A 12,109-nucleotide genomic window follows, 5' to 3' on the forward strand; every position below is an offset into this window, starting at 1 on the left:
CGGCGCAAGCAAGGACGAGATAGCGGTGTTGAAGCAGGCGGTGTTTAATATGGGACTCGATGCGGCGGCGGTCATATCGTCATCGACGACGATAGAGCTGCTGGCGTCGGACGCAAAGGCGCTGGCCGGCACGATAAGAAATCAAATCATAGGGCCGTGGGTATTATTTAACTTCGGCCCGAATGACGCGGTGCCGCTTTTCAAGTTTCACTATGAAGAGAAAGAAGACCTGGACGCCACAGCAAAGGTGTACACAGCATTAGTGTCGATGGGCTTTAAAGATATAGGCATGAAACACATACACGAACGCTTCGGAATCCCCGTACCGGAGGCGGGAGAGGAGACGTTGAAGACATATATTGGAGGCAGCGCGGGAACTGACAGCATGGCAGCGATAAACAATAATGCCAATGCCGTAAGCGTCAATAAGGCCACTCTGCCGACATCTGGAACAGATACGATGTCCCATACGGTAGACGCGTTTTTAGAGCAGCTTCAAACAGAATCAAACCAAGGCATGGCCGATCTGTTCGATCCAATCAATAAGCTGATGAACGATGTATCCTCACTTGACGAACTTCGGGACAAGATATTGGATACATATAAGGAGATGGACGCGGCGGCATTAGGCGGCCTGATAGAGCGGGCGATGGCAGCGGCGGAACTTGCTGGCCGCTACGAGGTGAAGTTTGGCAAACGTACAATATAAAAACCTGCCCTTTCAGGAGGCGATAGACTACTTCAAGCAGAAGATAATCCTGCCAAGTGAAACGTGGCACGACTTTCAAAGCGAGATGCACGCGAGGGCGTTTACGGTTGCCGGGGCGGTGAAGACGGATCTCTTAGCCGACCTCTATAAAGAGGTATTAAAAGGCGTTAAGGATGGCGTGAGCATACAGGAGTTCAGAAAGAACTTTGACAGCATCGTCAAGAAATATGGCTGGAACTATAACGGCAACAGGAACTGGCGCACGGGTGTGATATTCAACACGAACATGACGGTGGCCTATGCCGTGGGGCGATACAAGCAAATGACAGACCCCGACGTGCTGGCGGCGTTCCCGTATTGGCGATACCGGACAATGGATGACAACCGCGTAAGGCCGCAGCACAGAGCATGGAATAATATTGTACTGCGGTATGACGACCCGTGGTGGGATGGGCACTATCCGCCAAGGGACTTCGGCTGCCGGTGTGAGGTGCAAAACCTGTCAGGAAAAGATGTTGAACGTCTAAAGGCCAAGGAGGCTGTCCAGACCACAGCCCCTGACGACGGCACATACAATTGGCGGAATCCGACAACGGGGGCGATAGAGGAAATCCCAAACGGTGTAGGCCCCGGATGGAATTACAATCTTGGCGAATCGGCATGGGGCAAGCCTATGGCGGAGTCTGCGATGTCCGAATGGCAGGCAGGGGCAAACAACTGGGAAAGACTGATAACAGACAACTACGAGGACTACGGCAGGCCGGAGACAATTCCTCTGTCTGCAACAGATACAACGCCGGGCATTATAGCGGCAAACAAGGCAGAGATTAAGCAGATAATTGAGAAGGTAATCGGCGGGCAAGAAAAGACATATTTCTATCCAGCCGGAGATTTTACATATTCGATGGTAGTCAACGCCGAAGTCTTGGGTGAGCATTTAAGCGCAGATAGAAGCCCATTTTTGGTTTATCTGCCGGAGGCGTTGGAAAACCCGTATGAAATCTGGCTGTCTGCGGAAAAGAATACTGCCACAGGGAAAGTAGCGCTAAGGCAACGCATCATAAAGGGGTTTGATATTGGTAAGGGAAAGGGAATGCTTATCGTATTTCAGACGCTTGATGGTTATATGGAAGCGTGGACGTCCATATATATGTCAGATTTGAAATATCTAAACAACCAAAGACAAGGGAAACTGATATGGCAAGAGAGTTAAGTGAGCCGTCAGGTTCCCAAGCAGCCTGGGCTAGCGTTGCAAGTTACAGGGGCTTGAGCCCAACTTGCAATACATAATTAATTATAACCAATGATTAAAGGAAAGGGCAAATGGCAGGGGCATTAATACAAGTAACGATAGATGACGGCGGAGTTCAGGAGACGCTGAACCTGATAGCGCAGCGCGTCAAAAACCTGAAACCGGTGATGCAGCTAATCGGCGAGCGCGTTACAGCTTCCGTGAAGGAAAACTTTAGGGCAGGCGGAAGGCCGGAGATGTGGATACCTTCAAAGAGGGCATTGAGCAAAGGTAAAACAACGTTAATAAACAGCAAGCGGCTGATCTCACCGTTCCTGCTGTTAAAAATAACATTGATATGTGCCTATTTGACTCATTTCATGAGAGCTATTGCGGGGATGTAATAAGAAATCAGAAACATTATATCGCGATTGGCGAGCTCAAAGGCGGGATTGATCCGGCGGGAGCGGATGAACACTGGAAGACAGTAAGAACTGCGCTTGAAAGAATCCATAAGGGTTTTGTCAGTTATACTCCAGCAACTTTCTTCATTGGTGCCGCGATTGAGAAGAAAATGGCTACTGAAATATGGGAATTGCTTGAGGATGGAACAATCAGCAACGCCGCCAACCTGACGAACGAGGATCAGGTTTCGTCAATATCAATGTGGCTTTGCAGCTTGTAATATTATTATAGTCTTCGCCCGTCGCTGTTCATCGCCGTTCATCACTATACGAAACAGATCCTTTTGCCGCACCGGAGATGTTTACCGGCCTGTCTCTGAACGATTCAGGAAGCACTATTTCCCCATCCTTTAAGTTAATATAAATGTGTTGCGGTATTTTGACATCATCCTGCGGGCTTTGGATTGTAATATTGCCCTCATCTACATCAACGCTGATAGCGAAGAGGCTGTTTGTTGCCGCCCCTACTGTGATATTTAAATTTGCCGTCAACTCCGAATACACACCGCGGGGTCTGAACTCATAGTTATACTCCGGCAGTAGAAACCGCTGTCCCGCGCCAAATGATTCCTCTATGTAGTTGCCAGGAAGGCCGGCCCCCTGCACCGTCCCTGATACCGTCAAAACCCCGTGATTTACAAAAGATATATTGACGTTACACTCTGAACATCGAATAGTGACGTTATACGGTATTACATACGCGTCATTAGTAGTATGATATATCTCCTTAAAAATCGGCGTTGTCAGAAGTACCCCTGATATGACGCCCGCCGTGATAACGCAGTATGCCATGATGGCAACCGCCTTTTTGCGAAAACTTAATGGTATGCGCTGCTGCCCCGCGGCAGTGTCCTCCCGATTCGGTATCCTGAGGATAAAATAATAAAGCGCCAATGAGCTGAGAAACACAATAAACGCCGACCACAAGACATCCGACAGAAAATGCCCGCCCATAGACATCCGCATTACCCCAAGCAGCGTACCGTAGACAAAGGCAAGGGACAGAGACAAAAAGGCAATCGCCCGTTTTTTGCGGCGAAAGATAAAATAAAAAACGAAAAAATAATATCCAACTGACGCATGGCCGCAGGGAAAGGACTTGCCCCGGCCTCCTTTGCCCTTTTGCAACACCTGCTGGTAGTCCCACGTGCCGCCAAATGTCTTTATCTCAACGGGACGAGGCCTTCCCCAGTAGTTTTTCAGCGTCAGATTCACTAAGAGGCCGGGGCCTATGGCCAGCGAGAGTATTAAAAATATCGCATAGCGCCTGTATTTCCTGTATTTGTCCTTCATATACCCAAGCACAAGCACTACTATGGATACGATTGCCGTCAGCGCGGCAGGCACTGAGGCGTAGTAGTAGAGCTGTTTCCATGGAAAACGGTTTGCCAAAAACCATGCCGCCTTTGAAGAGGACGCCCCATAGAAAAACCTCTCTATCTCAATATCTATGGGGGTCTTGAGAAATACAACTGTGGTAATGGCGGCAACTCCAATGAGAATCAGGACATCTGGCAGCCACAAGGCGCGCGATGTCCTGCTCATAATCCACCGGGACATGTAGTTATCTCCGGCCGTTGGTAATGCCTAGCCTATATATTGAAACCATGACCCTGTAAGTGTCTTGTCACGTATTATTTCTATCTTGCGGTCAGGATTATGGCTGATACGCAGGAGTGTCTTAAAAACCAGCTCGGTCTCTCCCTCTGCCCCAATGGCGGAGGCGGTCTCATCGGCGGTAAACGCCTTGCCCTTATTTGTTATCAGATGGTTTAAGGCGGTTTGTTGGAGCGTAACCACTGCCCCGGCGGCCTTTTTCCCCGCCTCAACGCCGGGCTGATGATACGCGTTTATATTTATCATAGAGGCATATAGGCCCACCGCCCTTTCATACAGGGCTATGAGCACTCCTAAGGAAAACGCGTCTATTTTATCAATTGTGATAGTCATAGACTCCCTGCCGCTGCCGGTGAGGGCGGCACGTGTGCCAAGGGCAAAGGCACTGAGATAGTCCCCTGTGGTGAAGTCCCCCTCAACGGCCATAGATTCGCCTTCCCTGTCTCTGAGGACTTCGACAAAGGTTACGAAGAAATTATTGACGCCGTCTCTAAGCTGCTGGATGTAGGCGTGCTGGTCTGTGGAGCCTTTATTGCCATAGACGGTTATTCCCTGGTTTACGATTTTGCCGACGAGGTCTTTCTCCTTGCCGAGGGATTCCATGATAAGCTGCTGCAGGTATTTCGTAAAGAGATGAAGGCGGTCTTTATAGGGCAGGATGACCATGTCCTTAGCGCCCTTTCCTTTGGTGGCGTAGTGCCACATCAGGGCGAGGATGGCTGATGGATTTTCCATCGTTGTACGCGTACGCGTTGCCTCGTCACACTGCCTTGCCCCTCTGAGAATCGAATCAATGTCAAGTCCCTGAAGCGCGGCTGGCAGAAGCCCTACCGCCGAGGTCTCAGACGTCCTGCCCCCTACCCAGTCCCACATCGGGAAGCGTTTAAGCCAACCATCGGCTGTTGCAATCTTATCCAGCTTGCTGTCTTTGCCTGTCACCGCAACGGCGTGCCTTGCGAAGTTCAATCCCATCTCCTCATATGCGCGCTTTGCCTCAAGCATTCCATTTCTTGTCTCAAGGGTTGAGCCGCTCTTTGAGATTACAAGTGAGAGGGTCTGGCCGAGGTCATTACCAATCTGGCCAAGGACGAAGTCCATACCGTCGGGGTCTGTGTTGTCGAAGAAGTAAACGGCCATTGGATCATGAGGGCTACCAACGGCGGCGGCGGCAAACTGCGGGCCGAGGGCGGAGCCGCCGATTCCTATGACAAGGACATTCTTAAACGTTTTTCCCTTTTCGGACACTATCTTGCCCGTGTGTATGTCGTGAGAGAATTCCTTTATCGCAGATAGCGTATCTGTTATTTCCGACTTTATCTCCCTGTTCGGGGCAAGGTATGGATTTCTGAGCCAGTAGTGCCCGACCATGCGCCCTTCGTCGGGGTTTGCAATTGCGCCGGCCTCAAGTTTTTGCATATCGTCAAAGGCCTTTTGCGCGTGAGGCTCCATTTTCTTCATAAAGGCATCGCTGAAGTTCATCCTGCTAATGTCTATCATCAAGCCAAGATTTTCGTTGACATAAAGGTATTTCTTGTATCGTTTCCAATAATCAGTGCTTTTCATGTTAATAAAACCTCCATGGTTAAAGATATTCGCAGATGCTCTGTCGCGCTGGTAATATAACAGTTTTTTTTATTTAAGTAAAGAACTGCCGCGAGGCGATTGACATTTCAGGCTTAACTGGTATATGATTCCTCAGCAGTGAGTCATCCGCAGGTTTGAGGAACTCTGAAGGGCCTCAGGAGGGTCGGGAAAATTATTACAAGGTACGCCAGGCTTATAAGTTTATTCTTTTCGGTGTCAGTAGCGTTAGTGGCGGTTTTATTCAGTGGTTCGCGCGCATTGGCCGAGGACAGGACGATAGCCGCGGGGGAGTATCTTACACTTGAAAACTGTATAGATATTGCCTTAAAGCAACAGCCCAATCTGATGTATTACCTTTATCAAATTCACGCCAATGAGGCTGAGGTTGGTCAGGCGCAGTCCGGTTTTTATCCCTCACTGGATTTACAAAGCGGCTATACGCGTGCTCAAATTGTCAACAGACACCATGATAGTCCCTATTCAACTATAATCAACAAGGACGACTACTATGGAAGCGCGGAGCTGTCTCAGACGATTTTCGATTTCGGCAAAACTTTGACGAACGTAAAGATGAGGAACTACTACCTCCTGGCCTCTAAAAAAGACTATGAGGCGCAGGCAAACACCACTGCCCTGAACGTCAAAAGCTCCTACTACGGCGTTGTAAAGGCCAAGAGGGCGCGGGACGTGGACGCCGAGACGGTAAAAAAGTATGAGCAGCAACTTGACCAGGCAAAGGATTTCTATGATGCCGGCACAAAGGCCCGCTATGACGTGACACAGGCGGAGGTCAACCTAAGCGGCGCAAATATTTCCCTTATGAACTCGGAAAACGCACTGGCCGTTGCGTGGGACAATCTTACCACTACGATGGGCATTATCTATTCCGCCGATTTCAGGATAGACGAAGACATAAGCCCCAAACCTCTTGGGATTAAATTCGAGGACGCACTGGCGGCCGCATACAGTAACAGGCCTGATTTGATGTCAGCCATAGCGGCAAAAGACGCCGCGGAGAAAAACATCGAGTACGCGAAGAAGGACTATTTCCCCGTTATAAGCGGTACGGCCTCGTATAACTACGACGACGGGCGCTTTCCACTCAATAACGGCTGGATGGCCGGTGTGGTGATGAAGTGGAATATTTTCTCAGGCTTTAACACCAGATACAAGGCCGCCGGGGCAAGGGCCGCCATGGACGCCGCCGAATCTAAGATTCAATCCATGAAACTGTCTATTTACAGTGGCGTCAGACAATCCTATCTGAACCTGAAGCTCGCCGGGGATGTTATTCCCGCCGCCGAGCTACAGGTGAAACTCGCACAGGAAAACCTTGACATAGCCACATTGAAGTACGAGGCAGGGCTTGCCAGCCCGGTTGATTATACGGATGCCGTAGTGCAGTATAAATCCGCAAAGCTAACATATATTAACGCCCTCTATAATTACAAAATAGCCCAGGCGGCCATATTGTGGGCAATGGGCAGCAGATAACGCGCCAGATAATGAGGAGCAGATGATAATGAGGAGCAGATAATGAAAAGACAAATCGTTTTTATATTCTTAGCAGTGTTCATTGCCACCGGATGTGCAAAGCACCAGGAGGCCAGAGCCCCAATAGTGCCAGTGCTGACTGCCGCGGTAGAGAAAAAAACTATCCCCATAGAGATCAGGGCTATCGGCAATGTCGAGCCATACCTGACAGTAACGGTTCTCTCGCAGGTGGACGGCGCCCTGCAGCAAGCCCATTTCAAAGAGGGCGAAGATGTTAAGAAAGGGCAACTGCTCTTTACTATAGACCCACGCCCTTTCATTGAATCTGTCAGACAGGCGGAGGCGGCGCTCCTGCAGGATAAAAGGCAACTTGAATTTTACGAGGCACAGGCCAAAAGATATACCTTTCTTGTCGAAAAAGGGGCCGTTGATAAAAATACAGCCGAACAAAATCAAACCCTCGCCTCTACTCAGTCAGAAAAGGTGAAAAACGACAAGGCGCAGCTTGAGGCTGCGAAGTTAAAACTCCAGTACTGTTACATACGCGCCGAAATTGACGGCAGGGCTGGCACTTACCTGACTAACGCCGGTACGAGCGTCAAGACAAACGATACAAAACTCGTAGTCCTTAATCAAATTATGCCCATATACGTTACATTTTCAGTGCCTGAGAAAGACCTGCCGACCATAAAGAAGTACAGCGAACATGAGAAGTTAAAGGTGTCCGCCTATCCACCCGGCTACGCTAAAGACGCCCGCGAGGGACAACTTACATTTATTGATAACGCGGTCAACACCCAAACGGGGATGATTAAACTAAAGGCTGTCTTCGCCAATAAGGACAAGTACCTGTGGCCAGGCCAGTTCCTCAACGCCGTGATGACTTTGGCAATGGAGCCGGACGCACTTGTAGTGCCGGTCAGCGCCGTCCAGGTAAGTCAGCAGGGGCAGTACGTGTTTGTCGTCAAAGACGATATGACGGTGGAGACCCGCATTGTCAAAGTCGCAAGAGAACTCGGTGAGGAGCTGGTAATAGAAAAGGGTGTAAACGCCGGTGAGACAGTGGTGACAGACGGCCAGCTTAAACTCAAGCCCGGCTTCAAGGTCTCGGTTAAAAAGCCCGGCGACGGGCAAGACAACACCACAGCTCGTCCCCAAGAAAAGAAATGATCGAAAAGAGAAAGGCCGACAGATCTCATAACCTCTCCGATATCTGGATCAGGCGTCCCGTAATGACGACGATTGTTATGGTCGGGATATTTGTCTTTGGCCTGGTCAGCTATGATAAGCTGCCTATCAGCAATCTGCCAAGTGTGGCCTTTCCGACTATTAATGTTACGGCCAACTATCCCGGTGCAACCGCCGATACGATGGCGGCAACTGTGGCAACACCGCTTGAAAAGTCTTTTTCCCAGATTCAGGGCATAAACTCTATGACGTCCACATCCAACGCGGGTTCAACCACTGTGACTATCCAGTTCGATCTCGACAGAAATATTGACGCCGCCGCCCAGGACGTTAATACGCAGATAAACGCGGTGCAGGGGCTTTTGCCTCAGATGCCCACCCCGCCCACGTATAGTAAATATAACCCATCTGACAATCCTATCATGTACTACGCAATTTACTCATCAACAATGACAGAGGCTGACCTTTATGACTACGCCAACACAATAATAGGCCAGCAGATTTCAATGCTCAGCGATGTTGCCAAAGTCGAGGTCTATGGCACTAAGTACGCCGTGCGAATAATGGTAAACCCTAACTCCCTGGCCTCCAAAGGCATAGGAATAGACCAGGTGGTTAACGCTATAACCCAGGCCAACGTCATCAAACCAACAGGCAGTCTCGACGCTGACAAATATAAACAATATACGATACGCAGCGAAGGCCAGCTCTACAAGGCAAAGCAGTATGAACCTTTGATTGTCGCCTATCAAAACGGCTATCCCGTCAGGATAAAAGACATCGGAAAGACCTATGACAGCGTGATTAACGATAAGATTGCTATAAACGCGCATATAGGCGGGCAGACCATAGAGTCGGTCGTTATAGCCGTACGCCGGGTGCCGGGTTCAAATACGGTTCAGATTTCTGAAAACGTGAAAAGGCTTGTAGAGGCATTAAAACCGCAGCTTCCTCAGGCGCTCAATTTGTATCTCCTTCACACAGACGCCGACTACATTCACCAATGTATAGACGATGTGAGAAACACGCTGATTGTTACAATATTTCTGGTAATATTCATAATATTCGTATTCCTTCGCTCGTGGGTATCAACGATAATACCGGCCGTAGCGATACCGCTCTCACTAATAGGGACGTTTGCGGTGATGTATGTCCTGGGATATAGCCTTGACAACCTCTCTATGATGGCCCTGGTGCTGGCGGTTGGGTTTGTCGTTGACGACGCCGTGGTAATGCTTGAGAACATATTCAGGCACATGGAGATGGGAGTTCCCGCAAGGGAGGCCTCCTTTAAAGGCTCCGCGGAGATAAATTTTACAATTTTATCTATGACGTTGTCACTTGTGGTGGTGTTCATACCGCTGTTGTTTATGTCCGGGCTTATCGGCAAGCTCTTCAGGGAGTTTTCTGTTACAATAGCGGTGGCAATAATGATTTCTGGTTTCATATCCCTTACGCTTACGCCGATGATGTGCAGCCGTATCCTCTCGCACTCCCACGAGGAAGGAAGGGGACGATTTTTCAGGGCATCAGAGGGGTTATTTAACGCGATGCTCGGCTTTTATGAAAGGACGTTAAGGGTCGTTCTGAGACATAAGTCAGTGACGGTGATATTTATGGTAGTGGTATTAGTGGTAACCGGTTATTTATACATGACAATTCAGAAGGGATTTTTGCCTAACCAGGACTCTAACATGCTGATGGGCATTACGCTGGGGCCGGAGAGTTATTCCTTTGAGGAGATGTTAAAAAACCAAAGAAAAGTAGCCGCGATAGTAGAGAAAGAACCGGGGGTTATCGCCCTGATGTCCGCCGTCGGGAACTTTGGCGTTTCAAACAAGGGGATAATGTTCGTCATGCTCGACGACAAGGCCAAAAGAAAACTCTCCGCAGACGGCATGGTCATGGACCTGTGGCCAAAGGTCAACTCCGTACCAGGCATATATACTTATCTGCAAAACCCGCCGCCTATACAGATTGGCGCATCACGCTCAAACGCCCAGTACCAGTACACGCTTAGGTCAACCAACGCAGAAGACCTGTATAAATACGGCCCGATGATGACGGCGAAGATGGCCAAAATACCCGGCCTCGTTGGTGTCAACAATGATTTGCAGACAAACGCCCCCTGGGTAAATGTTGATATAGACAGGGACAAGGCCGCCGCCCTCGGACTGAGCGTAAGCCAGATACAGACCGCCCTCGGTGCCGCGTACGGCGGGATGTATGCCTCGACGATATTCTCGACAATTGACCAGTACTATGTTGTCCTGCAGGTTGAGCCGCAGTTCAGGACGCGCCCTGATCTGCTGTCCCGGTTGTACATTCACTCAGGCACAGACAACAGGCTCGTCCAGCTTAGTACGGTTGCCAAAATAACCGAGACATCCGGTGCCCTGACGGTAAACCACACGGGGATGATGCCATCAACGACGGTTTCCTTTAATTTAAGGGAAGGGGTCTCAATCGGCGACGCCGTCTCCGCAATTACCGAAATCGCACACGAAGAGCTGCCGGCAACACTATCCGGCACGTTTCAGGGTTCAGCGCAGGCCTTTCAGGACTCCATGTCAAGCATGGGACCGCTTATGATAATTACGATATTTGTAATCTACATGGTGCTTGCCATATTGTATGAGAGTTTTATACATCCGATAACGATACTTACGTCGCTGCCGCTGGCGGGATTTGGCGCGCTGATAACGCTGGCGCTGTTCAGGATGGAGCTGAACATGTATTCATTTGTCGGCGTTGTGATGCTGATAGGAATAGTGAAGAAAAACGGGATTATGATGGTTGACTTTGCCCTTGAGCTTGAGCGGGACAAGGGTACGGATTCTGAGGAATCAATATATCAGGCTTGCCTTGTGAGGTTTCGCCCGATAATGATGACAACAATGGCGGCTCTCTTTGGCACGATTCCCATAGCTCTGGGTTATGGCGCTGGTGGAGACGCCAGACAGCCTTTAGGAATAGCCGTAGTCGGAGGATTGGTGTTTTCTCAGTTGATGACGCTCTACATAACGCCGGTGTTTTACGTCTACATGGACAGATTAAATAAATGGGTAACAAAAAATCCAGAAGTGGCAACCCAGTCGCCTGCTACCAACCTGTAACCACACTTCGTTACTAACCTGTAACATTTCTCAAGTAAAATAATTGCTCGCAGAACAGGACACGTCGTTAATGCCATACGATAAACCCCCGCGGTACGCCATTTTTGCGGCCCGAAAATAAAGGAGGCGGGAGCACAGCCAATTATTTTGGTAAACAGGCATGTTACCTATTGTTATATAAGATGAATTAAATTTAATTGTTGATATTATAAATAATATGTGTATAATAAATAGCGGCGGTACCGGTCTCATACAGGGCAATCGCATTAGAAACTTACACCAGTAATTCCCTCTCATGGATTCCCGCTTTCCAGACTGTGTCATAATTATTTTTTACAAAAAAAGTCAAAATATGTAATACACATAGTTATATGCCTATCACTGTATTGGCATTTCGACCTATGACTTTTTTCTAATAACTAAATTAGGTCAGAGATTACATATTCTTTGGTCTGTCATTCCTGAGAAATCAGGAATCCAGTTATTTTAAGCATAGAACAACATAATAATCAATGGAATCTCCGATGAATAATGTAATTTATTGGAAAATATCATCACACAGTGGAGCGGTGTTCCTGGATTCCTGCTTTCGCAGGAATGACAAAATTCTAAGTAACTCATTTATCGGTAACTTGGAATAATTTTTCGACAATAATTATCGCTAATGCAATACGAATTAGTCCACGTAATTATGACACAGTCTGTT

The 12,109-nt window shown here is 48.7% G+C and carries 9 protein-coding genes; 7 read left to right on the forward strand and 2 right to left on the reverse strand.

All coding sequences use genetic code 11. The features are described from left to right. From AB7D94_RS13380 to AB7D94_RS13395, 4 genes are all read left to right on the forward strand, one after another. A partial coding sequence (locus AB7D94_RS13380; protein ID WP_420266402.1) for a phage portal protein family protein occupies nt 1–709 on the forward strand: 709 nt, incomplete at its 5' end. Beyond that, nucleotides 690–1,922 (forward strand): PBECR2 nuclease fold domain-containing protein, encoded by a 1,233-nt coding sequence (locus AB7D94_RS13385; protein ID WP_420266403.1) that lies wholly within the window; start codon nt 690–692, stop codon nt 1,920–1,922. The genes AB7D94_RS13380 and AB7D94_RS13385, both read left to right, overlap by 20 nt. A 110-nt stretch (nt 1,923–2,032) precedes the next feature. Beyond that, nucleotides 2,033–2,344 carry a phage virion morphogenesis protein gene (locus AB7D94_RS13390; protein WP_420266404.1) on the forward strand — a complete coding sequence of 104 codons (312 nt, stop codon included), beginning with the start codon at nt 2,033–2,035 and terminating at the stop codon, nt 2,342–2,344. After that, nucleotides 2,299–2,625 carry an AvaI/BsoBI family type II restriction endonuclease gene (locus tag AB7D94_RS13395; RefSeq protein WP_420266405.1) on the forward strand — a complete coding sequence of 109 codons (327 nt, stop codon included), beginning with the start codon at nt 2,299–2,301 and terminating at the stop codon, nt 2,623–2,625. The genes AB7D94_RS13390 and AB7D94_RS13395 overlap by 46 nt, the downstream gene beginning before the upstream one ends. A gap of 28 nt (nt 2,626–2,653) precedes the next feature. Here the strand turns inward: AB7D94_RS13395 and AB7D94_RS13400 are convergent, their stop codons facing one another. Further along, nucleotides 2,654–3,949: a phosphatase PAP2 family protein gene (locus tag AB7D94_RS13400; RefSeq protein WP_420266406.1), complete on the reverse strand. Its 1,296-nt coding sequence runs from the start codon at nt 3,947–3,949 to the stop codon at nt 2,654–2,656. Between the two features lie 42 nt (nt 3,950–3,991). Further along, nucleotides 3,992–5,584: a glucose-6-phosphate isomerase gene (locus tag AB7D94_RS13405; RefSeq protein ID WP_420266407.1), complete on the reverse strand. Its 1,593-nt coding sequence runs from the start codon at nt 5,582–5,584 to the stop codon at nt 3,992–3,994. A gap of 249 nt (nt 5,585–5,833) precedes the next feature. Here AB7D94_RS13405 and AB7D94_RS13410 point away from each other — a divergent pair, with 249 nt between their 5' ends. The 3 genes from AB7D94_RS13410 to AB7D94_RS13420 are packed head-to-tail and all read left to right on the forward strand — an operon-like array spanning nt 5,834 to nt 11,403. Then, complete coding sequence (locus AB7D94_RS13410; RefSeq protein WP_420266409.1) at nt 5,834–7,099, forward strand: TolC family protein; 1,266 nt, start codon at nt 5,834–5,836, stop codon at nt 7,097–7,099. 42 nt (nt 7,100–7,141) lie between these two features. Then, the gene (locus tag AB7D94_RS13415) at nt 7,142–8,269 is read left to right on the forward strand and encodes an efflux RND transporter periplasmic adaptor subunit (RefSeq protein ID WP_420266411.1); all 1,128 of its coding nucleotides are present in this window, start codon (nt 7,142–7,144) and stop codon (nt 8,267–8,269) included. Continuing rightward, complete coding sequence (locus AB7D94_RS13420) at nt 8,266–11,403, forward strand: efflux RND transporter permease subunit (protein WP_420266412.1); 3,138 nt, start codon at nt 8,266–8,268, stop codon at nt 11,401–11,403. The genes AB7D94_RS13415 and AB7D94_RS13420 overlap by 4 nt, the downstream gene beginning before the upstream one ends. Nucleotides 11,404–12,109: the final 706 nt, after the last annotated feature.

Origin of the sequence: Candidatus Magnetominusculus dajiuhuensis (assembly GCF_046044395.1) — a bacterium.
GTDB classification, from domain to species: Bacteria; Nitrospirota; Thermodesulfovibrionia; order Thermodesulfovibrionales; family Magnetobacteriaceae; genus Magnetominusculus; species Magnetominusculus dajiuhuensis.